Origin of the sequence: Bacillus sp. AR13-1 (assembly GCF_008042285.1) — a bacterium.
Lineage (GTDB): Bacteria > Bacillota > Bacilli > Bacillales > Bacillaceae_G > Bacillus_A > Bacillus_A mycoides.
This window is the reverse complement of the sequence record NZ_QNUA01000005.1, coordinates 118,003-141,848: the sequence shown is the minus strand read 5'-3', so window position 1 is coordinate 141,848 and position 23,846 is coordinate 118,003. Positions and strand designations below refer to the sequence as shown.

Here is a 23,846-nt window from a genome sequence, read left to right as displayed (position 1 = left end):
CGAAATAACTGTAGCATAGACTGGGGAGAATGGCAAAAAATAGATTTAAAAATGATACGTTTTTTATAGGAAATGAGCTTTTATTTATTTGTCGCTAACAAAATCTTCTCTATCTCTTCAAAGTTATGAACACGGGCATGCTCTAGCGGGGTAACACCATCGTTGTCGGGAATATTTACATCTGCACCGTGCTCAATAAGAAGCTGAATGACTTGTTGCTGTGTTTCGTTTCCATTACTTAGTACGATGGCTTCCATTAAAGCGGTCCACCCGAGATTATTTACATGGTTAACATCAATAGTTGTTCGCGTAAGGAGTTCTTTAATAACATCAATATAGCCATGTTCTGAGGCGGGGATAAGAGCTGTTCCGCCGTAACGATTTGTAAGCGATGGATCTGCACCGGCATCAATCGTTAGTTTTAAAATATCAAAGTAACCTTCTGCACCGGCGTATAGAAAGGGATTGTTTTTCATATCGTCTTGGATATTTACGTCAGCCCCTGCTTCAATAAGCACTTTTGCAGTTTTTACATCATTTTTGTATGTAGCAATCATAAGAGAAGTACGTCCTTTATTGTCCGTTATATTTATGTCAGCCCCTTTTTTGAGTAATGATATAACAGTATTCGTTTCTTGTTTCTCAGTAGCTGTTAGTAGTGCTGTCTCCATGTTTGTCATCTCCTTTTTAACTTCTTGTTCTTGTGAGCATCCTTGTAAAAAAATTACGCAACATATCATGCTTAATGTTTTTTTGAACATGGAATTTCAACCTCCTTTTGCAAGCAATTCGGTATCCTAATTTAAACTGTAAAATAGGAACATTAAATTTTTATAAACTGGTGCTAAAATTACTATAAAATCGCTTGAGTATTTGAACATATATTTTTATGCTTATGAATAACAAGGTTTGTTAAAGTGAGGATGTAAGATATGTCTATTAAAACAAGATTTTTATTTTCTTATATCGCTGTTATTCTCGTTTCCATCACGCTCATATTAGTCGCGGGATTTTTAATTGTTTTTTCCATAACAGGAGACTTGGAATCAGTGAAAAATTTCTATAAAAGTTCCTATATTCAAAAGCCGCTTACGCCAGAAGAAGAGAATACGTATATTGAATTGAAATTAGCGGCAAAAAAAAATCAATCACAACTATTAGATGAATCGTTCGTTTCATCACTTGAAAAAGAAGGTGTGAAAATAGTTGTAAGAAAGGGAGAAACCATTTCTTATGCTACAAAAATATTTGAAGGTGTATCTTTAAAAGAAGCCATTCCGAAATTTGAATCAGCAAATATTAATAGTCGTGGTACAACGGAACTAGGCGATACATTTTATCGATATGTAAAATTTGATTTTTATTTTCCCGGAGATGAAGAAGGGAGTATATTTGTACTAAAAAGGCAGAGTTCATTTGTCGATCTTACACAAAAATTATTTCCAATTTTGTTCGGAGCGCTTTTACTGTTAGCCATTTTACTCATAGGGTTATTAAGTTATTTCGTCTCAAGAAGTGTGATAAAACCAATTTTTGTATTGAAAGATGCGACTGGGAGAATTAAAGAAGGGGATTTAGATTTTCAAATTCCAGTTACATCCTATGATGAGATTGGGCGATTAAATCAAGGGTTTGAGGAAATGAGGAAGAGATTAAAAGAGTCGATAGAGATGCAAACACAGTATGAAGAAAATCGAAAAGAACTCATTTCAAACATATCTCATGATTTAAAAACACCGATTACATCTATTATTGGATATGTAGAAGGCATAAAAGATGGAGTCGCAAATACGCCAGAAAAAATGGATAAGTATTTAACGACCATTCATACGAAGGCAAAACATATGGATACACTCATTGATGAGCTCTTTTTGTTTTCAAAGCTTGATTTGAATCGAGTTCCCTTTCAGTTTGAAACGATAGAGTTAAACGTGTTTATGCAGGAATTATTAGAAGAGATGCAGATGGATTTAAGTGAGGAAGGTATAGAAGTTTACTTACAATTACAATCATCACCACTATATGTAACGGCTGATTGCGAAAAGATAAATAGAGTTATATCAAATTTGATTCATAATAGTGTGAAATACATGGATAAAGAAGAGAAGAAAATTACTGTAACAGTATTGAGTGATAACAATAAAGTTATTGTGAAAGTGATGGACAATGGGTCAGGTATAGAAGCTGATACGCTGCCGTATATATTTGAGCGGTTTTATCGTGCAGAGCAATCGCGAAATTCTAGCACAGGTGGAAGTGGACTTGGCTTAGCGATAGCGAAGCAAATTGTTGAAGAACATGGCGGGGAAATTTGGGCGGAAAGTAAGCTTGGGGAAGGTACAAGTATTTTCTTCTCATTGAAAAAAGTGCAGGAATGTGGTGAGTAGAATGAAGAGAATTTTACTAGTAGAAGATGAAATAAGTATTGCAGAATTACAGCGAGATTATTTAGAAATTAGTGATTTTCAAGTTGATGTAGAGCATTCTGGAGAAACAGGCTTACAAAGGGCTTTACAGGAAGATTATGATTTAATTATTTTAGATATTATGCTTCCGAAAATGAATGGTTTTGAAATTTGTAAACAAATACGTGCTATAAAAGACATTCCGATTTTACTTGTTTCAGCAAAGAAGGAGGATATAGATAAAATTCGCGGACTCGGTTTAGGCGCGGATGATTATATAACGAAGCCGTTTAGTCCAAGTGAATTAGTCGCAAGAGTAAAAGCACATATTTCTCGTTATGAAAGATTATCAGGAAATGTGAGTAAGCAACGCGATACGTTATATATTCATGGAATTTCTATCGATCAGCGAGCGAGAAAAGTTTTTATAAACAATGAAGAAATTGCGTTTACAATGAAAGAATTTGATTTATTAACATTCTTTGTAACGCATCCAAACCAAGTATTAAATAAAGAACAGTTATTTGAACGTATTTGGGGACTAGAATCAGCTGGCGATTTAGCCACTGTCGTTGTTCACATTAGAAAGCTACGTGAAAAAATTGAAAGAGATCCTGCTCACCCGCAATATATTGAAACAGTGTGGGGAGCTGGTTATCGCTTTAACGTGTAATGTACCTGCCAAGTAATTGGTAGGTTTTTTATGTTAAGATATAAAGAGAGATAAAACATAGGAGAGCATGAGAGGGCGTGCTACATTTTGGGAGATACATTAAAAGATAATAAATCAAACAAGGCTTTAAAGATTGGAACCAATATCATACTTATCTTATTAATTATCGGTGCAATACAAATGTTTTATGATGAAGATTCTACGAATGATCATTTCGGTGGGTTATTTATGATGGTTTTTTTGGGAATTAAAATAATTTCTAATTTGATGATGAGTATAAAAGCAGGAGATAAAAAGTCGATATTCATTGATGTAGGCTTAATGATTTTTTTGTTCTTCTTGTTGTTTCTAGTGTGAAATATTTCTTTTGAAAAAAGTTCATATTCTTATAGAGGCTGTGAGCTTTCCTTAGTAATAACGGTATTAGTGTAACGATTTATAAAATGTTTGAGTAGTAGAAGTAAACTGAGCAGCTTCTTCTAAAAAAGGATAATGGTTACTCTCCTCAAATATCACAAAGATAGAATTACGTATACCCTCATGCATCTCGATAGAATATTGGATCGGGCACTGTACATCATATCTTCCGCATATAATAAGGGTCTTTGTTTGGATGGAAGGTAAATTCTCTCTTAAATCAAATGACGGATATTCATTGGCGAAAGTGTTCATCCGGCTAGCGGACATAGTTTTTTTGATTGGTTTACAAAAATAAAATTTGTAGTTTTCGGGTTTATACAATGATAATTTTGTTCTCTTAGTAGATAGTTCTTTCCGTTCTTCACTTGTAAGGTGAGGGCTTTTTAAAGTTTCGATGAGTTGTTGCATATAATGAAACTGAGGATGTGCTGGGTGATAAATGCAAAATAGTGTTTCGGTATAGTTACTTGCTGCGGCTCCAACGATGACTAATGATTGTAAGGAATTTGGATATGTAATCGCATATAAAAGTCCAAGCATACCGCCTGTTGAGTGGCCAGCGAAATGCCATGTTGGGAGTTGTAAAGCTTCTCGTATTGCTTCTAAGTCGTGAACGGTTTCAATCATACTTAATTCTTTTTCTGAATTGGCTTTTGCTGAGTTACCAGCGTTTCGTAAATTAATGAGCAATACACGATGCGTAGCAGTGAAAACATCCGCAAAGTAATCGCCAGTGTCATTAAATTGTGAATAGTGATGTGTAATACAAAGCGGTTCGCCATTTCCTTTTGTAAAGAGTTCGAATGTGCCGCGTTTCGTGTTGATTATTTGTTGTTTCCACATAGTGTCACTACCTTTTCTCATTAGAGTTGGGGTTAGTTCATTAATAAATAAAAAATATATCATCGATTCGACACGGAATATCGATTTAACGACAAAACACAACAATAGTAGCAAACAAACTATAAAAGAAAGGAGGCTGTTCAAAAAGCGAGCCTCCTCTCTGTTTAATATAAAGATTTTGTCATATTATTCCGAATAATTTCAAGAGATTTCGCTACAGTTAATGCATTTTTTTCTTCGATTTCTGGTTTTCTAGGGATAGGTTGATACATGTTGTCTGGATCTTCCCATGTAAGGGGAAGGTCGGTTTCTGCTTGTCCTTTCCAAGCGTCAATCCATTCTGGAGGGAGATAACCTGAGATGTTTTGGATGTTGTTCATTTCGAGCCAAATGAGTGCCCAAGCTCTTGGTACGACGCGCCAGTGATCATAGCCACCACCGCCGACAGCAATCCAGCGCCCGTCGCAATATTCATTAGCGATTTCACGAGCGAGCTTCGGTATTTCACGGTAAATGTTCATCGTTGCGCAAAGGTGTGTAAGTGGATCGTAATAATGTGCATCAGCACCATTTTGCGTTAAAATAATATCCGGTTTAAAGTATGCTGCCACTTCTTTTACAACTGTTCGATATGAATCTAAAAATGATTCGTCTTCTGTAAAAGCGTCGAGTGGAACGTTAAAAGAATAATTATATCCATTTCCTTGTCCACGTTCATTTACTGCGCCAGTTCCAGGAAATAAATAACGCCCAGTTTCGTGTAATGAAATGGTGCATACGTTAGGATCGTCGTAAAAAGACCATTGTACCCCGTCACCGTGATGAGCATCTGTATCAATATATAAAACGCGTAAACCGTATTTCTTCTGAATATATTTCATTGCGATAGAGCTATCGTTATAAATACAAAAGCCAGATGCTTTCCCGCGAAAGCCATGATGTAAGCCGCCGCCTAAATTAAGCGCATGCTTTACTTTTCCGGAAAGAATAGCATCGACAGCTGTTAATGTTCCGCCAACGAGTAATGCACTTGCTTCATGCATATTTGGAAACATTGGTGTATCTTCTGTTCCAAGCCCATATGTCATCGCAATTGATTTTTCTAGCTTTCCTTCTCCAGCAAGTTTTACCGCATTTATGTACTCCTCTGTATGAATGAATGCAATTTCCTCATCTGTAGCCATTCTTGGCGAGATGACTTGAGAAGGGGAGATAAAACCACTCTTTTGTAATAAGTCATACGTAAGTGTGACGCGTAGTTGGTTAAAAGGATGATCAGGGCTAAAAGAATAGCCCCGAAAGTCATCCGAATAAATGAAGGCGCTGCTCATGCTTGCATCCCCATTATGTTTGGCCATAATACGCGGTAGCCCTCTGCTTCGAGTGCATCGATCACTTTTAGAGGATTCATCGTTTGAATGCGGAAAACGAGTACTTTATCATTCTCATCTTTTGCTGGATAGACGAGAACGCTCACAATATTTATTTGTAAATCACTAAAAATAGCAACGACTTTTCCAAGAATACCAGGTTCATTTTTCACTTGAATTTCAATTTGTGAACTTGGTTGATGAGCTCCTGTTAATTTTACTAACGTGTGCAGCACTGTAGATTCAGAAATGATACCTACGAGTTTTCCAGCTTTCGTAACAGGAAGACAGCCTATTTTATTTTCAAAAAATAAAGTCGCAATTTCCTCAACGAAATCGAGAGGGTGACAAGTCATAATAGGGTGTTTCATTATGAGTTCAAGCGGTTGCTTCAGCATATCGAGTGAAACTTGTTCATCTAAAATAGACGGACTTGCATCTCTTACATCTCGATCAGAAATAATGCCTACTACGTGATTATTTTGATCGACAATTGGAATGTGCCGAATACCTTTCGTACGTATCGTTCGGATTGCTGTTTCAATTGTATCGTTTGGATGTAGTGTTACTACATTTTGATTCATAATTTCTTCTACAATCATTCCAGTTGCCCCCTTTATTAATACATAAAACGATTGTGAAAACGTAGACGATCAAATGCTTGAATGGAATCCGTATCGACGCGTTTACCGATGCGAACCATTAAACAGTTAGCCGGGTGTGAACAAATTTCAGGATCGTCTGTAGCCATCCATTGTAAACCACCAGCATTCATCATTTTTTCCATTACTTTTCGGTATTCCCAAACATTTAAGCCTGTTTGTTTTAAATCCCAGTGCCAATAATATTCAGTCGTTAATATAATGTAATCTTCCATATGATCGTCCATCATTGAAACTTCTAATAAATTTTTTCCGACAGAGCAACCACGAAAGGCTGGGACAACTTCAATCGCCCCGAGTTCAATTAAGTTTTCAATCTTTCCTTCTGACCATCGCTCGAGCGGATCAGGATATAAGTATGTAACATATCCAACGATCGTTTGGTCATGTCTAGCAATAATGAGACGAGCTTCTGGTAATTTAGAAATTTCGACAATTGCTTTATATTGCTGCTCGGCAGGACGAAACGCAATTAAGTCTGGATGAAATTCATACATTTCAAGATTATGTGTAGAGACAGGACCTTCAATAATTAAAGTGCCTTTCGCTGTTTTTAAGTTTCTGGCATTATATATTTTTTTATGAATCAATTTATTGCTCACCACCTTGAGGGTTTGTGAATCTATTAATATCGTACTTTATAATATATGCGATGTGAATCGAATTTTGTCATTAAAAATTTGTCTAAAAATCAACAAAAATACTGAAAATTTTAAATAATGTCATTATAATAGATAATAGAATACATAGGAGGGGGATGTAAAGTATGAAAGTGGAAACGCTTCCTGTCATTAAAGGAGAAAATAATTTGCCGAATTATGAAGAGGCATACGCGAATTTTAACTGGGAAGAGGTTAATAAAAATTTTACTTGGAATGAAACAGGACGAGTAAATATGGCGTATGAGGCAATTGATAAGCATGCGAAATCAGATCGAAAGAATAAAGTAGCACTTTATTATCAAGATGGATCGCGAAAAGAGAAATATACGTTTAAGGAAATGAAGGATTTTTCTAATAAAGCAGGAAATGTCCTGAAAAACTATGGCGATGTTGAGAAAGGCGATCGCGTTTTTATTTTTATGCCGCGTTCCCCAGAATTATATTTCGCACTTTTAGGTGCAGTGAAATTAGGGGCAATTGTTGGACCATTATTTGAAGCATTTATGGAAGGCGCAGTTCGCGATCGTTTAGAAGATAGCGAAGCTAAGGTGTTAATTACAACTCCTGAATTGTTAGAGCGCATACCATTAAATGATTTACCTGCTTTAAAAACAGTCTTCCTTGTTGGAGACAATGCAGAAGAAGGCGGTAAAACTGTAGCGTTCAATCCTTTATTTGAACAAGCTTCAAAAGAATTACATATCGAGTGGTTAGGCCGTGAAGACGGTTTAATTCTACATTACACATCTGGTTCTACTGGTAAGCCAAAAGGCGTCCTTCATGCTCAAAACGCAATGGTTCAGCACTATCAAACAGCGAAATGGGTATTAGATTTAAAAGAAGATGATGTATATTGGTGTACAGCTGACCCAGGCTGGGTAACTGGAACAGCTTACGGTATTTTTGCACCGTGGTTAGTGGGAGCATCAAATGTTATTTTAGGCGGGAGATTTAGTCCAGAGGCATGGTATGAAGCACTGCAAGATTACGGTGTAACAGTTTGGTATAGTGCACCGACAGCGTTCCGTATGTTAATGGGAGCTGGACAAGACGCAATTAAAAAATATGATTTATCACAAGTGCGTCACGTATTAAGTGTTGGTGAGCCATTAAATCCAGAAGTAATTCGCTGGGGTATGAGCGCATTTGGACTTCGTATTCATGATACGTGGTGGATGACAGAAACAGGTGGACAAGTTATTTGTAACTATCCTTGTATGGAAATCCGTCCAGGTTCAATGGGGAAACCAATTCCGGGTGTGAAAGCAGCGATTGTTGATAATGAAGGAAATGAAGTGCCTCCATACACAATGGGGAACTTAGCAATTGGTAAAGGTTGGCCATCTATGATGCGTGGAATCTGGAATAACCCACAAAAATATGATTCTTACTTTATGCCGGGAGATTGGTACGTATCAGGTGATTCAGCTTATATGGATGAAGATGGATACTTCTGGTTCCAAGGGCGCATTGATGATGTAATTATGACGTCAGGTGAGCGTGTTGGTCCGTTTGAAGTAGAAAGTAAATTAATCGAGCATGCTGCTGTAGCAGAAGCTGGTGTAATTGGTATTCCTGATCCAGTACGCGGGGAAATCATTAAAGCATTTATCGCGCTTCGCGTGGGATACGAACCATCTGAAGAATTAAAAGAAGAGATTCGTCAATTTGTGAAAAAAGGCTTAGCAGCTCATGCAGCTCCAAGACAAATTGAATTTAGAGATAAATTACCGAAAACGAGAAGTGGTAAAATTATGCGCCGCGTATTAAAAGCGTGGGAATTAAACTTACCAACAGGTGACTTATCGACGATGGAAGATTAGAGAATATTTAAATGTAAGTATTATCGTGATTTGAAATTTTGAAAATAGAAGGTAAGCAAACATATTAGTTATGTTTGCTTACCTTTTTCAATGGGATTAAAGATTTAAAATAAAGAATAATTAACATAGCGGGAGGAGAAATACGTGATTACACTAAAGCCTATGGCCGAAGAGGAGTTTCAGCGTTATTGTGAGTATGCGATTGAAGATTATGCGAAAGAGAAGGTTGCTGCTGGAAATTGGAGTGAAGATGAAGCTGTTAACTTGTCCAAAATAGAATTTGACCGGCTGTTACCAAAAGGTGAAAAAACCGAGTACAATTACTTATACTCTATCTTTCATGATCAAAATCTAGTTGGAATGATTTGGATTGCACAAAAAGCGCCTACAAGTAATGAGGCAGGTTTTATTTATGACTTTATTATTTTTGAGCAATATCAAGGGTTAGGGTATGGTAAAAAGGCAATGAAAGAACTTGAAGTGATTGCTAAAGAATTAGGAATGAAAAAAATTGGACTTCATGTTTTTGGTCATAACAAAGTTGCTCGTGGATTATATGAAAAGTTAGGCTATGAAATTACAAATATAAATATGATTAAATCTATTTAAGAAAGCTATTTATAAGTATTAAAAGGGGACTTCCTATAAAACAGTTGACTTTCGTTACGTAATTTGACGCCGAAAAGAACCGGATTTTTTATGGAAGAAAGAGTGTGTTTGAACCACACTCTTTCTTTTTGTATGCTATTATAAGAATGAATAACTTATATATATAAGTTAAAGGGGGCAGTAAAATGAAAACAGAAAAAGAAAAGATGATACAAGGGGAAATGTACATACCGGCTGATCCAGTTTTAGTAAAGGACAGGGAGCAAGCTCGTATATTAACGAGAAAATTAAATGAAACACCAGAAGTAAAGCTAGAAGAACGTAGTGCAATCGTAAAAGAATTATTCGGAACGACTGGAGATAACATTCATCTTGAATCTTCTTTTAGATGTGATTACGGTTATAACATTCACGTTGGTGAAAACTTTTACGCAAACTTTGACTGTACGATTTTAGACGTATGCCCAGTTACAATCGGAGTGAACTGTATGTTAGCTCCAGGTGTTCACATTTATACAGCAACGCATCCGCTTGATCCAGTAGAGCGCATAAGCGGATCAGAGTACGGAAAACCAGTTACAATTGGCGATAACGTATGGATTGGCGGAAGAGCGATTATTAATCCGGGCGTAACAATTGGAGATAATGCTGTCATCGCATCTGGCGCTGTTGTAACGAAAGATGTGCCAGATAATGTAGTAGTTGGCGGGAATCCTGCGAGAATCATAAAAAAAATAAAATAATATTTGAACGAAGCGCCTTCCTCGTCTGTATACATTTATGAAAGAATAGATGAGGGAGGATTTTTATATGTCCAATAAATTGATGCTTACTTTTGCTTTAATTGGAATTATAGTTGTGTTTTCTTGTGGTATGTTATTACCTATACCAATTGGATTTAAAATTTCAATGATTACATTTGGGATTATTATGATTGTTATTTTTTCAATCCTTATTCCGTTTGATAAGAAGTATATTGTACGAAAAAATGGAAATAAAATTGATTTTACAAAAACAAAAATATATTTTCGTTGGAATGTATTTGATACAATTTCGGTCTGTCTTGCAGTGTATGCATGTATATGTGTGCTAGCGTTAAATATTTTAGTTTCAACCGGCCATACGATTCAAAACCCATATATTCAATTTTTTACGAATCAGTCACAAGCATGGGTCATTGTCGCAAGTGCATATTTAATTTCCCGTATTTCATTAACGTTAAAAGGAATAAAGGAGATCAAAAAAAATGGCGCAGATTGGGATTGAGGAGGAGCTCATGCTTGCGTACCAAAATGGAGATAAGCAAGCTGGAGAAAAACTATATGTTTTAATCAAACCAGCGCTATATACATTTTTGTATCGATTTAATCGTGATGAACAACTGAGTATAGATCTCGTTCAAGATACGTTTTTGACTCTAGAGCGTAAGAAACATATGTATGAAACCCGAAAAGGAAAAATTAAAACGTATTTATTTCAAATCGGTTACCGTCTTATGATTAATAAATTAAATAGAAGAAAAAAGTGGCGTTCGCTCTTACCGTTTTTAGTACCAATGCAAGAGGTAGAGTTTTCCCACGAAGACCGGCTTACGGTAAGAGAAGCAATTTTGAAAGTTCCTGAAGAACAGCGAGCGGTCCTGATTCTTTCTTATTATCATGATATGCAGCAAAAAGAAATTGCAGAGGTACTGGATATTCCTGTTGGAACAGTGAAGTCGAGACTTCATAACGGGATAAAGAAATTAAAACAATTGCTGGAGGTGGATGAAATTGAACGAAAATCCCTTTAAGAATGAATATAAATTAAAGCAGCATTTAGATAGCGATCATGTAGAAATACCGGATTTTCCAAAAACGGTAAGCCGCTTCGAGCGATTTCTTGGATTTCTTGCTTCTCCAGCGAAAGATCCTGTGGAAGCGACGATTGGGAATGATTTATCGGTTGTGTTTCATGTGTCGTTATTAGTTGGTGTTCCAGTTATTTCTCTTATTACGATATTCCTTGCGACTTTATAAAGGATTGGTAGGGAAAGAACTCATACCTCTATTTGACACGCCTATATAAATGATGGTATAAAGAAAAGTATATGAATAATTGAGCGTGGAAAGGGAGAAGTAGTGATCATTTCCCTGTTTTAGAGAGCTGATGGTCGGTGGAAATCAGCACATAGATGATCGCGAATTACGCCCCTAGAGCATCTTTTTTCGATTGAAGTGTATTCAAAAGGGAAAAGACGGTGCTAAGCCGTTATGTAAATAAGGTGGTAGGCTTTTTTTGCCTGCAACTAGGGTGGTAACGCGATAATCAAAATCGTCCCTTATTTAAGGGGCGATTTTTTTATGTTTTCAACCTTCACGCCAGTAATGAACTTAAAGGAGAGTATGTAGGATATGGGTATTTTACAAGATCTTGAATTTCGCGGTTTAATTAATCAGCAAACAGATGCTGAGGGACTTGAGCAATTATTAGAAAAAGAAAGCGTTAAATTATACTGTGGTTTCGACCCGACAGCGGATAGCTTACACATCGGTCATATGTTACCAGTATTAATGTTACGTCGTTTCCAATTAGCTGGTCACCAACCAATTGCACTTGTTGGCGGTGGTACTGGCATGATCGGTGACCCAAGTGGTAAAAAAGCAGAGCGTACATTAAATACGAAAGATACAGTTGCTTACTACACAGAAAGCATTAAAAACCAACTTTCAAACTTCTTAGAGTTTGAAAACGTGGACAACCCAGCAACAATGGCTAACAACTATGATTGGCTTGGTAACTTAGATGTAATTTCATTCTTACGCGATATCGGTAAAAACTTCGGTTTAAACTATATGTTAGCAAAAGATACAGTAGCATCTCGTTTAGATACTGGTATTTCATTCACTGAGTTTAGTTATATGATTTTACAATCATACGACTTCTTAAACTTATACCAAAACCATAATTGCCGTCTACAAATCGGTGGTAGTGACCAATGGGGTAACATTACAGCTGGTCTTGAATTAATCCGTAAATCAGAAGAAGATGCGAAAGCGTTCGGTTTAACAATTCCACTAGTTACAAAATCTGACGGTACGAAGTTTGGTAAAACAGAAGGCGGCGCAATTTGGTTAGACCCAGAGAAAACAACTCCTTACGAGTTCTACCAATTCTGGATTAACACAGATGACCGCGACGTTGTTAAATACTTAAAATACTTCACATTCTTATCTCATGAAGAAATTCTTGAGCTTGAAAAGCAAGTAACTGAAGCACCAGAAAAACGTGCAGCACAAAAATCATTAGGATCTGAAATGACAAAACTTGTTCATGGCGAAGAAGCGTTAGAGCAAGCAATTAAAATTTCAGCTGCATTATTCAGTGGCTCTGTAGCAGAACTTACTGCAAGCGAAATCGAGCAAGGATTCAAAGACGTACCATCTGTAGAACGTACTGCAGAAGATACAGTATTAATCGACTTACTTGTAGAAAGCAAAATTTCACCATCTAAACGTCAAGCACGTGAAGATGTAACGAACGGTGCAATCTACGTAAACGGTGAGCGTACACAAGCGTTAGACTACGTTGTAACAGAAAACGACCGCATCGAAGGTAAATTTACAATCATTCGCCGCGGTAAGAAGAAATATTTCTTAATTCGTTACTAATCAGAAACGAATTTAAAACAAATAGTACCCCGAATGGTAGGCTGAAAAGTCTATCGTTCGGGGTTTTTATGTATGCATTTAAATTGCCTCATGATTTCTTTTAAATAGAATATGAAGAATTAATACGAGCATGTAAAGTAAGCTAATTAGCATAACGACAAATGCCCCGGGATAAAATTTTGCCGCATATATAAAGAAATCGATTTGATAAATATCGTCATAATGTGAAACGTACCCTTTAAAATAATTCGTAAACTTAGCGCTATATTTCCATTCATCAGGATTATCTATTAAATTACTCCCTTGATACCAACTCATAAGTGCTGAAGTAATAAACAGCATAAATGCACTGCCTAACTGAACCATTTGGTTTATTGTCAAAAAAAACACCCCCATTTTATGGTTATTATAACGTGATAATTTGCCTTAATAAACTATTCTGTAGATAAAATATAGTTAGCAATCCTGTAACCTTTTTGTTGTAATCTCCTTTTCGAGTTCATACGGAAATCACATGTAAGCGATATGATAAACGTATAACAAATAGAAAGGAGTGGTAAAACAAAATGTCACTAGAAGCGCTCATTATTTTTTCTTTGCTAAACGCTGGTCAGCTTGCAGAGCATTCGAAGGTTGATGTACATAAAGAGCAGAAAGATGCTTATGTATATGTTCAAAAAGAGGAAAATAAATAATTTTAATATATAAATAAAAGCTACCAGAGAGAACGTTTTAGTTTCTTTGGTAGCTTTTTCTATTGAGATATAATTTGGAAGTAATGAAAAAAGGAGTAGTCTGAAAATGAAATGATTATATGTTTAAGGAAATAAGTATAACAGCATGTAATGAAGATGGATTATAAAATTTTGCACAATAAACGGAGCTAGTATTAAAGAGAATCCAATCGTTGGAATGAATAAAAGAGAAGTAAGGACGATTATCCATAACTCATGAAAAAACTTCCTTGAAGTATCTTACTATACATACGATATTTATATAAATAAAAAAAGCCCAGGACCCTTGATAAACAAGGGTCCTAAGGCTTTTAATAATACTCTTTGCAGAGTACCGAGATTAACGAGAGTAGAACTCTACGATTAATGCTTCGTTGATTTCAGCTGCTAACTCAGAACGCTCAGCGTGACGAGTGTAAGTAGCTTCTAACTTATCAGCATCGAAAGTTAAGTATTCTGGTACGAAGTTGTTAACTTCGATCGCTTCTTTAACAACAACAAGGCTGTTAGATTTTTCGCGAACGCTGATAGTTTGGTTAGGTTTAACGCGGTAAGATGGGATATCTACGCGAGCGCCATCAACCGTGATGTGACCGTGGTTTACTAATTGGCGAGCTGCACGACGAGTGCGAGCTAAGCCCATGCGGTAAACTAGGTTGTCAAGACGAGCTTCAAGAAGGATCATGAAGTTTTCGCCGTGCTTACCAGGCATTTTACCTGCTTGGTCAAATGTGCGACGGAATTGACGTTCAGTCATGCCGTACATGTGACGAAGTTTTTGTTTCTCTTGTAATTGTAAACCGTATTCTGAAAGTTTCTTACGTTGGTTAGGACCGTGAGGACCTGGTGCGTAAGGGCGTTTTTCTAATTCTTTTCCTGTGCCGCTTAGAGAGATTCCAAGACGACGAGACAGTTTCCATGCTGGACCTGTATAACGAGCCATAGTTGACTCCTCCTTTAAAAATGTTTTTATTTTCGTAAAATAAAAACAGACGTAATCGATATTTACGGGTATTTTGTTTTCATGTACCTTCGCTCCAGCAGCAGGGAGTTACGAGATACACCTCCGCAGAGGAACAAAATACAAACGATAAACTCACATTACAAGGCTGCCTTTTTATTTTACACAAACGCTATTATATCTTTTACTTACAGTTTCGTCAAGAGACTCCCTTTTTGTTTTATGCAGATAAATTTTGGAAATTAACAAGAAGGAATTTAAAACAATATAAAAGAAAAGATAGAAACACAAATAAAACGCTTACATAAAATGTAGTAAAAACGTTCATCAGATTTTTCCTGGTGGATATGTGGCAATAAAGACATAAGGGGGATGTTTTTATGAAAAAGAAACATATAGAGACAGCATTAATTCATCATGGATATGAATCAAATGAAAATAAAGGGAGTTTAACACCACCTTTATTTCAAACTTCTACATTTACGTTTGAGACAGCACAGCAAGGGGAAGCGAGTTTTGCGGGAGAAGATCCATCTTATATTTATTCAAGGCTTGGGAATCCAACTGTGAAATTATTTGAAGAACGTATGGCTGTTTTAGAAGGTGGAGAGGAAGCGCTGGCGTTCGGTTCAGGTATGGCAGCCATTTCAGCAACGTTAATCGGTTTTCTAAAGGCTGGAGATCATATTATTTGTTCAAATGGATTATATGGATGTACGTACGGTTTTTTAGAAGTATTAGAAGAGAAATTTATGATTACGCATTCGTTTTGTGATATGGAGACAGAGACTGATATTGAAAATAAAATTCGTCCAAATACAAAGCTCATTTTCGTTGAAACACCGATTAATCCAACGATGAAATTAATTGATTTAGAAAAGGTGATCGGGGTAGCGAAGCGAAATGACTTGCTTGTTATTGTTGATAATACGTTTTGTTCACCTTATTTACAAAGACCTCTTGAACTTGGTTGTGACGCCGTCGTCCATAGTGCGACAAAATATATTGGTGGTCACGGGGATGTTGTAGCGGGTGTAACAATTTGTAGAACGAAAACGTTAGCTGACAAAATCCGTCCGATGCGAAAAGATATCGGCGGTATTATGGCGCCGTTTGACGCGTGGTTATTGTTACGCGGATTAAAAACATTAGCAGTAAGAATGGATCGTCATTGTGATAATGCGGAAAAAATTGTATCGTTTTTGAAAAATCATGAAGCAGTAGAAGGTGTTTGGTATCCGGAGGGAGAATTAGCATCTCGGCAAATGAAACGAGGTGGGGGCGTTATTTCTTTTTCAATTAAAGGCGTGAAAGAGGAAACACAGTCGTTTATCAATGACCTCCATTTTATTACAATTGCCGTAAGTTTAGGTGATACAGAAACGTTAATTCAGCATCCAGCGACGATGACACATGCAGCTATTCCGGCTGAACTAAGAAAAGAAATGGGTATTTTTGATAATTTAATACGCCTATCTGTCGGCTTAGAATCATGGGAAGATATCGTTTCTGATTTAGAACAGGCACTAAAGAAGATATCTACTGTTAGTAATCAATAAAATGAAACTTTAATCAGTGGGGGTTTTGTCCATCCCCGGCTGATTATTAGCCCTCACCAATCGGGCTTTTACGGGCAGTTATCTCCCACTTAACTTCCTTGTATTCGCCGAATTTACTGCTCGTTAATGCGGGATAAAAAAGAGTGAGCTATCGGTTTCGTACGTTACGTACGTAATCGATAGCTCACTCTTTTCTTTATTAAATATGTTTTAGGAGTGTTTCCACAAACTTTTCTAAATAGTGCTGATCTACTTCATCGAAACGATTTTTTTCAGGACTATCAATATCAAGCACACCAATGATATTTCCTTCTTTTATAATCGGTACAACGATTTCAGAATTAGAGGCACTATCGCAAGCGATATGTCCTGGGAATTGGTGAACATCTGCTACAAGTTGCGTTGTTTTTGTTTCAGCTGCAACGCCGCAAACACCACGTCCGAACGGAATACGCACGCAAGCTGGCATCCCTTGGAATGGTCCAAGAACAAGTTGATTTCCTTCTGTTACATAAAAGCCAACCCAATTAACGCGATCTAAAAATTGATTTAATAGTGCGGACGCATTTGATAAGTTTGCGACTACGTTCGGTTCGCCAGTTAATAATGCATCCAGTTGTTTAATTACTGTCTCATATTGCTCTTCACGAGATCCTGCATAACTTTCTTTTGTAAACATGGAAACAACTCCCTTTTTAGCGAGATATGTAAAACGATAGCAAAATACGATGTATTTCACATGACTTTGTCGATAGAAAATTAAAGGAATTTGTCTTAAAAGTCAAGAAATTTAAACTATAGCTGTTCATTGAGAGGAAGTGAGCGCATGAAACAGACGAAACAAAAAGTAATTGATGCGGCAATATCGTTGTTTAACACGAAAGGTTATGATGGAACGTCGGTGCGAGAAATTGCAAAGCGAGCGGATGTGAATGTAGCGAATATTTCATATTATTTTGCTGGAAAGCAAGGGTTATTAGAACAGCTTATTACTGATTTTTTAGAAGGATATATTCACGTAATTGAAACGTCATTTGAACAGAGAGAATATTTATCGGCTAAAGATGTGATGGTGCAAATGGTGCGCGGGATTTTACGATATCAATTTGATAATAGAGAACTGACACGTTTTTTTTATAGAGAGCTTTCGCTTGATACGACATTAATTCGTGAAGTGATGACCGTCTATTTTTCTAGAGAAAGATATTATATAGAGCAAATCATTAAACAAGGACAAATGAAGCAAGAATTTAAAAAGGTATCTTTTACAATGTTTATGACGCAATTAAAAGGCATGATGAATATGCCGTTTTTATATCCACAATATATATCAGAGGTGCTACACTCATTTCCGTCTGAGACGTTTTTCTTAGAAATGTATACGAAGGAAATTGAGCAATGGATGGAACGAACATTATATAAAGCGAGTATGTATTATGAACTACCAAGAGCTGTTCATATGTGAAAAATCCCCACCTAACGAACTGAGGTGGGGATTTTTATATGTTGTTTTCTTTGCCATAAATTGTTGCATACTAGCGCAATAATTGTTAATGAGGCAACGGCAATTTCTATGTTATCGACAGTATAACTTTGAAACATAGAACCGATAAGTGCAAATACAGGAACTAAATTCATAAATAATATGCCGTTAATAGATGAAATATATCGATTTCCCGTGTTCCAGCAAAATACAGTGATACCCCCCGCAACAATCGACATATAAAGGAGTTCAAAACGAACGCTCATAACGGTATGTAGTGACGGTACAGAAATTATATTTGTACCGAGTTTAGCGGCTCATTACATATCAAAGTGTAAAGACTTATTAGAGGATACATATGAAATAGAATGGAAAATTGAGCATATGAAAGTATTAATAGAGTTATTTAAAGAGTGAAAAGTTGAAGCGATGTTCATCGATTCAGTAGTAGAAGGCGCTACATATATATAAGAAATGCGGGAAGAAAAAATCGTTTGTGCTGTTTCAAATGATCATCCGTATAGAGTGAAAAAGGTAATCCGAATGGAAGAGTTGCAAAATGAACAGCTAATTGTATACCCAGAAATATGTGATGTAAGGAAAATGATTATGAATGTGTTTCAATGTATGGGCGCGAAACCAATAATTGCGGTTGAAACATCTTATGCAGAACCGATGATTGCGATGGTAGGAGCTGGACTTGGTATAACATTGCTTCCGGAAACCGCTTTACAGTAAGCCGTAATGCAAGGTAACGTACGTGCGATTTCTGTAGAACCACCACTAATGCGAAAGATTTATTTCGTCTCTCATATGAAAGAGAGCTCGTTATCCTGCATTAACTGCCCGTAAAAGTCTTACCTTTATTGCATTCATTTGAGGACGGATAATGGAATAAGTGGAATATTAAGAAATATTACAATCACATGTAAAGAAACATGAAATTTTAAAAAAAACTAGGTCAAAAACACGTCATTACATGGTATGATTAGAACATTGTTAGTTGTTAAATATAGGGGAATTCCCTTTTTATACATAATGCCTTCCATTTCATAAACGGAACGGACAAAAAAAGAGATATAACTAGGAGGCTTTTTTGCATGGATTCTATCCTGACGATCGTTATCATTGTAGTAAGCTCTATTCTAGTGCTGCTCATGATAGAGCTTGTGATAAGAAATCGTTCATATAAAGATATTGAAGCACTGGAGCAGTGGAAACAAGAGATAAAAGATAAACCTGTGGCAGATGAACTAAAGCGGGTAAAAGATTTAAATATGACAGGTCAAACGGAAGAGCTGTTTGGTAAATGGCGTGAAGAGTGGGATGAAATTGTATCAACAACTCTTCCGAAAGCTGAAAAAGATTTAGGGCAAGCGCGAAAATTCGCCTCGCAATTCTCCTTCCGCAAAGCAAAGCATGCGATGAAAGAATCCATAAGTGGTTTAGATGACGCTGATAATCGTATTACAGACATTTTAAATGAATTACAGCAACTGTTAGAAAGCCATGAGAAAAATAGCGCGGAAATTGAAGGGTTACGTGATACATATCGTAGTATGAAAAAGAGCGTTCTTGCTCATCGACACATGTATGGAGCAGCTGAGCAAAAAATTGAAGAGATGTTAGATGTTGAATCCGAGAAGTTCAAAACTTTTGAAGAGGCAACAGATAATGGTGATTATTTAAAAGCGAGAGAAATTGTTATTAGTTTAGAAGAAGGTTTAGCAAGTTTAGAAATCGTTATTCATCAAATTCCGGATTTATTGGTAGAGTGTCAAGCGACATTACCAGTTCAGCTGGAAGATTTATTACAAGGTCATGATGATATGATAAGACAAGGCTATGTATTAGAGTATTTGGAAATCCCTAAAGAAGTCCGCGATATGACGACACAACTACACACATGTTTAATGGATATACAGGAACTTCATATAACAGAAGCAGCAGAAAAAGTAGAGAACTTAAAAACTCGTTTAGACAGTTTTTATGATCAACTTGAACAAGAAGTGCATGCGAAACATTATGTGGAGCAAAAAACACTGTCTGTTTATGAAGATTTAGAAGAAATTCGTACAGAAACAATTGAAACGAAAATAGAAACACAACTTGTGAAACAAAGTTATCAATTACAAGACAAAGATATTGAGTCACAAAAAGTAATTGAAAAGCAAATGCATATTTTAATGAAACGTTTTGAAGTGTTACAAATACGCGTTGCTGAACAAGATATTGCATTCTCTATTATTCGTGAGGAACTAGAAGAGGTTTATGAGCAATGTGAAACTTTAAAAGTACTTCATGCAGAATATAAAGAAATGCTGCAAACGATGCGCAAAGAAGAATTTGAAGCACGTGAGAAGTTACAAGAAATGCGAAATACAATTTTTGAGACGAAACGTTTTATGCAAAAGTCGAATTTACCAGGTCTTCCAGAGAGTATTATGGAAGATTTACAAAAAGGGCAAATGGCGATGCAGGCTGTATATGAGCAATTAGAAGTAAAGCCGTTAAATATGAATACTGTAAATAGCAGTTTAGAAGAAGCATACACAGTTGTGAATGGTGTATCTGAAATGACAGAAGAATTAATTGGACAAGCTTATTTAGTTGAAAAACTAATTCAATACGGTAACCGATACCGCAGTCATGATGAGAATCTTGCAGAAAGCTTAAATTATGCGGAGAAATTATTCCGTGAATATCAATACGATGCAGCTTTAGAACAAGCGGCTTCTATATTAGAGCAACTTGAACCTGGTGTTGTTCAAAAAATAGCTGAATATGTAGACAATGAGCAAACCCTTTAATAAAGGGTTTGTTTTTTTGTGTAATTTTGAAGTCGATGTTGCTATAATGAATAGCGGAATACAGTAAGGTTGTTCGTTTCAAAATAAAGTGAAACTTTAATCAGTGGGAGGGGGGCCATCCCCCCACTGATTATTAGTTGAACCAATTGGGCATTTACGGGCAGTGGATTTCCCACCTAACTTCTTTGCTCCAGCTGAATTTTGAGGTGGGAGTCTTACTGCCCGTTAATGCGGGATAAAGTGAAACCATAAGTGATGGGGTTTCATCCACCACTGATTATTAATCTTCACCACTCAGTATGCCTGCAAATGGCCGGGGGAAATGTACACTTTTATATAAAAACGGAACCTTTGAGTAGTCTTAGCGTAATTACACGTATTTGTGATATGATTATATGATGTGATAGCGCTGAAAGGGGAAGAACGATGATCTATTTTGATAATAGTGCGACGACGAAGCCATATCCAGAAGCGCTTCAATCGTACGTAACGGTTGCAGGGAAATATTTTGGTAATCCTTCTTCTATCCACTCGCTTGGAGGAGAGGCAGAGCGTCTATTAACACAATCGAGAACGATTGCGGCACAGCTCCTTCACGTTAAACCTTCTGAAATTATTTTCACATCAGGTGGAACGGAAGGGAATAACCTTGCGATTAAAGGGATAGCGATGAGGAATCGTTCGCGCGGCAAACATATCATTACAACAAATATTGAACACGCGTCTGTGTTTGAAGCATATAAACAATTAGAAGATCTCGGTTTTGATGTAACGTATTTACCGGTTAACGAGCACGGTGTTGTATCGGTAGAAGATCTAAAACGAGCACTTCGTGAAGATACGATTCTTGTGTCAATTATTCACGTGAACAACGAGACTGGAGCGATTCAGCCCGTTGCTGAAATTGGAACATTATTAACGAACTATCCGAAAATAAGATTCCACGTGGACCATGTACAAGGGATAGGAAAAGTACCACTTGATTTATACGCTTCTCATATTGACCTTTGTTCAATATCTGGACATAAATTTCATAGCGTAAAGGGGACAGGTCTTCTTTACGTACGTGATGGTGTAAGATTAGATCCAATCTTATCAGGTGGTCAACAAGAGCTCAAGTATCGTTCAGGTACAGAAAATTTACCTGGTATTGTAGCGATGGTGAAAGCACTTCGTATGACGATGGAACAAGTGAAAGAAAAGATAGTTCATTTGCAAAATTTACAAACAGAGCTGGTCCGTTTCTTTAAAGAGATGGAAACTGTAACGATTAATACATCACTTGAATATGCGGCACCGCACATTTTAAATGTATCATTTGTCGGTTTAAAACCAGAAGTAGTCGTTCATGCTTTAGAAGAGCATGGTGTATATGTATCGACGAAGTCTGCTTGTTCTTCAAAAGCAAATGAAGTGAGCAGAGTACTAGTGGCAATGGGAGTACCGCACGCCGCAGCTACAAGTGCGATTCGCATTAGTCTAGCACCAGACAACACGATGGAAGAAGTAAAACAATTTGAAGGTATTGTTAAAGAGACGATGCCAAAATTATATGAAGTGATGAGGTAAAGAAATATGATGACATATGAATATATTTTAGTTCGTTATGGAGAAATGACGACAAAAGGAAAGAACCGTTCTAAGTTTGTAAGTACGTTAAAAGATAATGTGAAATTCAAATTAAAAAAATTCCCAAACATTAAAATTGATGCAACACATGATCGTATGTACATTCAGTTAAATGGTGAAGACCATGAAGCAATTTCTGAAAGATTGAAAGATGTATTTGGTATTCATAAGTTTAACTTAGCAATGAAAGTACCATCAGAATTAGAAGATATTAAAAAAGGTGCATTAGCAGCTTTCTTACAAGTAAAAGGTGATGTGAAAACATTTAAAATTACAGTGCACCGCTCTGATAAGCGCTTCCCAATGAAGACGATGGAGTTACTTCCAGAAATCGGTGGGCACATTTTAGAAAATACAGAGGATATCACAGTAGATGTTCATAATCCAGATGTGAATGTACGTATAGAAATTCGCAGTGGTTACAGCTATATTATGTGTGGTGAGCACATGGGAGCTGGCGGTTTACCAGTTGGTGTTGGCGGAAAAGTAATGGTACTTCTTTCTGGTGGTATCGATAGCCCGGTAGCAACTTACTTAACGATGAAACGCGGCGTATCTGTGGAAGCAGTTCACTTCCATAGTCCACCTTTCACAAGCGAGCGCGCGAAACAAAAAGTAATCGATTTAGCACAAGAGTTAACGAAATACTGTAAACGTGTAACACTTCACCTTGTTCCATTTACTGAAGTGCAAAAAACGATTAATAAAGAAATTCCATCTAGCTATTCTATGACAGTTATGCGTCGTATGATGATGCGTATTACAGAGCGTATTGCAGAGGAGCGTAATGCACTTGCAATTACGACTGGTGAAAGTCTTGGACAAGTAGCGAGCCAAACGTTAGATAGTATGCATACGATTAACGAAGTGACAAACTATCCTGTTATTCGTCCGCTTATTACGATGGATAAATTAGAAATTATTAAAATTGCAAAAGAAATTGGAACGTATGATATTTCAATTCGTCCATATGAAGACTGCTGTACAGTATTTACACCAGCAAGTCCATCGACGAAACCGAAGCGTGAGAAAGCAAATCGTTTTGAAGCGAAGTACGATTTCGCGCCGTTAATTGAAGAGGCTGTAGAGAACAAAGAAACAATGGTATTACAAACAGTAGAAGTAGTGGCTGAAGAAGAAAAATTCGAAGAACTTTTCTAAACCCATAAATTACCACATTCAAATGTGCATGAAGTCATGTTGTTTATCACACTCTATACTCACAAGGAGGTGATACAACATGGCAAGCACAAATAAATTAGCAGTATCTGGTGCTCAAGCAGCATTAGATCAAATGAAATACGAAATCGCTCAAGAGTTTGGTGTTCAACTTGGAGCTGATGCAACATCTCGCGCTAACGGATCTGTTGGTGGCGAAATTACTAAACGTCTAGTTTCACTAGCTGAGCAACAATTAGGCGGTTACCAAAAATAATCCCATATACGATGGCTTAGAAAGAGCGGGTTCTCCCGCTCTTTCTTTTTGTCGTTATTTGCCAGTGAATCGTTATGTTAAAAACATCGTCGCTATACATTCATACATCATTTCGACA

At 36.7% G+C, this 23,846-nt stretch carries 25 protein-coding genes, 2 pseudogenes and 1 other annotated feature; of the genes and pseudogenes, 18 read left to right on the top strand and 9 right to left on the bottom strand.

Features of this window, described 5'->3' with window-relative positions; all coding sequences use genetic code 11:
* Positions 1-80: 80 nt before the first annotated feature.
* Positions 81-761, bottom strand: a complete 681-nt coding sequence (locus DN408_RS02530; protein ID WP_002167563.1) for an ankyrin repeat domain-containing protein — start codon at positions 759-761, stop codon at positions 81-83.
* A 171-nt stretch (positions 762-932) separates the two neighbouring features.
* On the opposite strand from DN408_RS02530, the gene DN408_RS02525 reads away from it, so the two are divergent.
* The 3 genes from DN408_RS02525 (at position 933) to DN408_RS02515 (ending at position 3,435) form a co-directional block, all read left to right on the top strand.
* The gene (locus DN408_RS02525) at positions 933-2,387 is read left to right on the top strand and encodes a sensor histidine kinase (RefSeq protein ID WP_016120905.1); all 1,455 of its coding nucleotides are present in this window, start codon (positions 933-935) and stop codon (positions 2,385-2,387) included.
* Between the two features lies 1 nt (position 2,388).
* Positions 2,389-3,078: a response regulator transcription factor gene (locus DN408_RS02520; protein WP_003191846.1), complete on the top strand. Its 690-nt coding sequence runs from the start codon at positions 2,389-2,391 to the stop codon at positions 3,076-3,078.
* A gap of 87 nt (positions 3,079-3,165) precedes the next feature.
* Positions 3,166-3,435 carry a hypothetical protein gene (locus tag DN408_RS02515; RefSeq protein ID WP_147739948.1) on the top strand — a complete coding sequence of 90 codons (270 nt, stop codon included), beginning with the start codon at positions 3,166-3,168 and terminating at the stop codon, positions 3,433-3,435.
* A 66-nt stretch (positions 3,436-3,501) separates the two neighbouring features.
* On the opposite strand, the gene DN408_RS02510 is transcribed toward DN408_RS02515, so the two are convergent.
* The 4 genes from DN408_RS02510 to acuA all read right to left on the bottom strand — a co-directional run bounded on the left by DN408_RS02510 (position 3,502) and on the right by acuA (position 6,963).
* On the bottom strand, positions 3,502-4,362 hold the full coding sequence (locus DN408_RS02510; RefSeq protein ID WP_370458374.1) for an alpha/beta fold hydrolase: 861 nt from the start codon (positions 4,360-4,362) through the stop codon (positions 3,502-3,504).
* 143 nt (positions 4,363-4,505) lie between these two features.
* A complete protein-coding gene (gene acuC / locus DN408_RS02505) occupies positions 4,506-5,672 on the bottom strand; it encodes an acetoin utilization protein AcuC (RefSeq protein ID WP_078177721.1) in 1,167 nt (388 codons plus the stop codon).
* Positions 5,669-6,313: an acetoin utilization AcuB family protein gene (locus DN408_RS02500; RefSeq protein WP_002167567.1), complete on the bottom strand. Its 645-nt coding sequence runs from the start codon at positions 6,311-6,313 to the stop codon at positions 5,669-5,671. The genes acuC and DN408_RS02500 overlap by 4 nt, the downstream gene beginning before the upstream one ends.
* A 17-nt stretch (positions 6,314-6,330) precedes the next feature.
* Complete coding sequence (gene acuA, locus DN408_RS02495; RefSeq protein ID WP_002112293.1) at positions 6,331-6,963, bottom strand: acetoin utilization protein acetyltransferase AcuA; 633 nt, start codon at positions 6,961-6,963, stop codon at positions 6,331-6,333.
* Between the two features lie 176 nt (positions 6,964-7,139).
* Between acuA and acsA the strand changes: the two genes are divergently transcribed.
* The 7 genes from acsA to tyrS all read left to right on the top strand — a co-directional run bounded on the left by acsA (position 7,140) and on the right by tyrS (position 13,117).
* A complete protein-coding gene (gene acsA / locus DN408_RS02490) occupies positions 7,140-8,858 on the top strand; it encodes an acetate--CoA ligase (RefSeq protein WP_016102955.1) in 1,719 nt (572 codons plus the stop codon).
* A 144-nt stretch (positions 8,859-9,002) separates the two neighbouring features.
* Positions 9,003-9,467 carry a GNAT family N-acetyltransferase gene (locus DN408_RS02485; RefSeq protein WP_002129425.1) on the top strand — a complete coding sequence of 155 codons (465 nt, stop codon included), beginning with the start codon at positions 9,003-9,005 and terminating at the stop codon, positions 9,465-9,467.
* 185 nt (positions 9,468-9,652) lie between these two features.
* Positions 9,653-10,210 (top strand): maltose acetyltransferase domain-containing protein, encoded by a 558-nt coding sequence (locus DN408_RS02480; protein WP_002129424.1) that lies wholly within the window; start codon positions 9,653-9,655, stop codon positions 10,208-10,210.
* A 67-nt stretch (positions 10,211-10,277) separates the two neighbouring features.
* The gene (locus tag DN408_RS02475; protein WP_002129423.1) at positions 10,278-10,733 is read left to right on the top strand and encodes a hypothetical protein; all 456 of its coding nucleotides are present in this window, start codon (positions 10,278-10,280) and stop codon (positions 10,731-10,733) included.
* Positions 10,714-11,259, top strand: a complete 546-nt coding sequence (locus DN408_RS02470; protein WP_002129421.1) for an RNA polymerase sigma factor — start codon at positions 10,714-10,716, stop codon at positions 11,257-11,259. Before DN408_RS02475 ends, DN408_RS02470 begins: the two co-directional genes overlap by 20 nt.
* Entirely contained in the window at positions 11,240-11,485 is a 246-nt protein-coding gene (locus DN408_RS02465; protein WP_002129419.1) for a hypothetical protein, read from the top strand. The genes DN408_RS02470 and DN408_RS02465 overlap by 20 nt, the downstream gene beginning before the upstream one ends.
* Positions 11,486-11,562: 77 nt before the next feature.
* Positions 11,563-11,791: a binding site (T-box leader), on the top strand.
* A 69-nt stretch (positions 11,792-11,860) separates the two neighbouring features.
* Entirely contained in the window at positions 11,861-13,117 is a 1,257-nt protein-coding gene (gene tyrS / locus DN408_RS02460) for a tyrosine--tRNA ligase (protein WP_002015575.1), read from the top strand.
* A gap of 78 nt (positions 13,118-13,195) precedes the next feature.
* On the opposite strand, the gene DN408_RS02455 is transcribed toward tyrS, so the two are convergent.
* Positions 13,196-13,498, bottom strand: a complete 303-nt coding sequence (locus DN408_RS02455; RefSeq protein ID WP_002167568.1) for a YjdJ family protein — start codon at positions 13,496-13,498, stop codon at positions 13,196-13,198.
* A gap of 185 nt (positions 13,499-13,683) precedes the next feature.
* On the opposite strand from DN408_RS02455, the gene DN408_RS02450 reads away from it, so the two are divergent.
* Positions 13,684-13,812 carry a hypothetical protein gene (locus DN408_RS02450; protein ID WP_000050938.1) on the top strand — a complete coding sequence of 43 codons (129 nt, stop codon included), beginning with the start codon at positions 13,684-13,686 and terminating at the stop codon, positions 13,810-13,812.
* A gap of 379 nt (positions 13,813-14,191) precedes the next feature.
* On the opposite strand, the gene rpsD is transcribed toward DN408_RS02450, so the two are convergent.
* Positions 14,192-14,794, bottom strand: a complete 603-nt coding sequence (gene rpsD, locus DN408_RS02445; protein ID WP_002015568.1) for a 30S ribosomal protein S4 — start codon at positions 14,792-14,794, stop codon at positions 14,192-14,194.
* A gap of 398 nt (positions 14,795-15,192) precedes the next feature.
* On the opposite strand from rpsD, the gene megL reads away from it, so the two are divergent.
* A complete protein-coding gene (gene megL / locus DN408_RS02440) occupies positions 15,193-16,371 on the top strand; it encodes a methionine gamma-lyase (protein ID WP_078177719.1) in 1,179 nt (392 codons plus the stop codon).
* Between the two features lie 199 nt (positions 16,372-16,570).
* Here megL and DN408_RS02435 read toward each other — a convergent pair whose 3' ends face one another.
* The gene (locus DN408_RS02435) at positions 16,571-17,050 is read right to left on the bottom strand and encodes a GAF domain-containing protein (protein ID WP_002129416.1); all 480 of its coding nucleotides are present in this window, start codon (positions 17,048-17,050) and stop codon (positions 16,571-16,573) included.
* 147 nt (positions 17,051-17,197) lie between these two features.
* On the opposite strand from DN408_RS02435, the gene refZ reads away from it, so the two are divergent.
* The gene (gene refZ, locus DN408_RS02430; protein ID WP_002088994.1) at positions 17,198-17,836 is read left to right on the top strand and encodes a forespore capture DNA-binding protein RefZ; all 639 of its coding nucleotides are present in this window, start codon (positions 17,198-17,200) and stop codon (positions 17,834-17,836) included.
* 11 nt (positions 17,837-17,847) lie between these two features.
* On the opposite strand, the pseudogene DN408_RS02425 reads toward refZ, so the two are convergent.
* Positions 17,848-18,156 (bottom strand): annotated as a pseudogene (locus DN408_RS02425) (EamA family transporter); the annotation flags it as partial.
* Here DN408_RS02425 and DN408_RS31845 point away from each other — a divergent pair.
* The 5 genes and pseudogenes from DN408_RS31845 to DN408_RS02400 all read left to right on the top strand — a co-directional run.
* Positions 18,155-18,706: pseudogene (locus tag DN408_RS31845) on the top strand (LysR family transcriptional regulator substrate-binding protein); the annotation flags it as partial. The pseudogenes DN408_RS02425 and DN408_RS31845 sit on opposite strands and share 2 nt — an antisense overlap.
* Before the next feature lie 248 nt (positions 18,707-18,954).
* Positions 18,955-20,664, top strand: coding sequence for a septation ring formation regulator EzrA (ezrA, locus tag DN408_RS02415; protein WP_002129414.1), 1,710 nt, complete (start codon positions 18,955-18,957; stop codon positions 20,662-20,664).
* 426 nt (positions 20,665-21,090) lie between these two features.
* Positions 21,091-22,233 carry a cysteine desulfurase family protein gene (locus DN408_RS02410; protein ID WP_002167571.1) on the top strand — a complete coding sequence of 381 codons (1,143 nt, stop codon included), beginning with the start codon at positions 21,091-21,093 and terminating at the stop codon, positions 22,231-22,233.
* Positions 22,234-22,239: 6 nt separating this feature from the next.
* Positions 22,240-23,454, top strand: coding sequence for a tRNA uracil 4-sulfurtransferase ThiI (gene thiI / locus DN408_RS02405; RefSeq protein WP_002129411.1), 1,215 nt, complete (start codon positions 22,240-22,242; stop codon positions 23,452-23,454).
* Between the two features lie 79 nt (positions 23,455-23,533).
* The gene (locus DN408_RS02400) at positions 23,534-23,728 is read left to right on the top strand and encodes an alpha/beta-type small acid-soluble spore protein (RefSeq protein WP_000168891.1); all 195 of its coding nucleotides are present in this window, start codon (positions 23,534-23,536) and stop codon (positions 23,726-23,728) included.
* The last annotated feature ends 118 nt before the right edge of the window (positions 23,729-23,846 follow it).

Excerpts from the sequence above, each read along its gene's own strand:
- rpsD (WP_002015568.1), bottom strand. The coding sequence starts at position 14,794 with ATGGCTCGTTATACAGGTCCAGCATGGAAACTGTCTCGTCGTCTTGGA.
- DN408_RS02435 (WP_002129416.1), bottom strand. The coding sequence starts at position 17,050 with ATGTTTACAAAAGAAAGTTATGCAGGATCTCGTGAAGAGCAATATGAG.
- DN408_RS02480 (WP_002129424.1), top strand. The coding sequence starts at position 9,653 with ATGAAAACAGAAAAAGAAAAGATGATACAAGGGGAAATGTACATACCG.
- ezrA (WP_002129414.1), top strand. The coding sequence starts at position 18,955 with ATGGATTCTATCCTGACGATCGTTATCATTGTAGTAAGCTCTATTCTA.
- DN408_RS02470 (WP_002129421.1), top strand. The coding sequence starts at position 10,714 with ATGGCGCAGATTGGGATTGAGGAGGAGCTCATGCTTGCGTACCAAAAT.
- thiI (WP_002129411.1), top strand. The coding sequence starts at position 22,240 with ATGATGACATATGAATATATTTTAGTTCGTTATGGAGAAATGACGACA.
- DN408_RS02525 (WP_016120905.1), top strand. The coding sequence starts at position 933 with ATGTCTATTAAAACAAGATTTTTATTTTCTTATATCGCTGTTATTCTC.
- DN408_RS02450 (WP_000050938.1), top strand. The coding sequence starts at position 13,684 with ATGTCACTAGAAGCGCTCATTATTTTTTCTTTGCTAAACGCTGGTCAG.
- tyrS (WP_002015575.1), top strand. The coding sequence starts at position 11,861 with ATGGGTATTTTACAAGATCTTGAATTTCGCGGTTTAATTAATCAGCAA.
- DN408_RS02400 (WP_000168891.1), top strand. The coding sequence starts at position 23,534 with ATGGCAAGCACAAATAAATTAGCAGTATCTGGTGCTCAAGCAGCATTA.
- DN408_RS02520 (WP_003191846.1), top strand. The coding sequence starts at position 2,389 with ATGAAGAGAATTTTACTAGTAGAAGATGAAATAAGTATTGCAGAATTA.
- DN408_RS02410 (WP_002167571.1), top strand. The coding sequence starts at position 21,091 with ATGATCTATTTTGATAATAGTGCGACGACGAAGCCATATCCAGAAGCG.
- acsA (WP_016102955.1), top strand. The coding sequence starts at position 7,140 with ATGAAAGTGGAAACGCTTCCTGTCATTAAAGGAGAAAATAATTTGCCG.
- DN408_RS02500 (WP_002167567.1), bottom strand. The coding sequence starts at position 6,313 with ATGATTGTAGAAGAAATTATGAATCAAAATGTAGTAACACTACATCCA.
- DN408_RS02530 (WP_002167563.1), bottom strand. The coding sequence starts at position 761 with ATGTTCAAAAAAACATTAAGCATGATATGTTGCGTAATTTTTTTACAA.
- DN408_RS02510 (WP_370458374.1), bottom strand. The coding sequence starts at position 4,362 with ATGAGAAAAGGTAGTGACACTATGTGGAAACAACAAATAATCAACACG.
- acuC (WP_078177721.1), bottom strand. The coding sequence starts at position 5,672 with ATGAGCAGCGCCTTCATTTATTCGGATGACTTTCGGGGCTATTCTTTT.
- DN408_RS02475 (WP_002129423.1), top strand. The coding sequence starts at position 10,278 with ATGTCCAATAAATTGATGCTTACTTTTGCTTTAATTGGAATTATAGTT.
- refZ (WP_002088994.1), top strand. The coding sequence starts at position 17,198 with ATGAAACAGACGAAACAAAAAGTAATTGATGCGGCAATATCGTTGTTT.
- megL (WP_078177719.1), top strand. The coding sequence starts at position 15,193 with ATGAAAAAGAAACATATAGAGACAGCATTAATTCATCATGGATATGAA.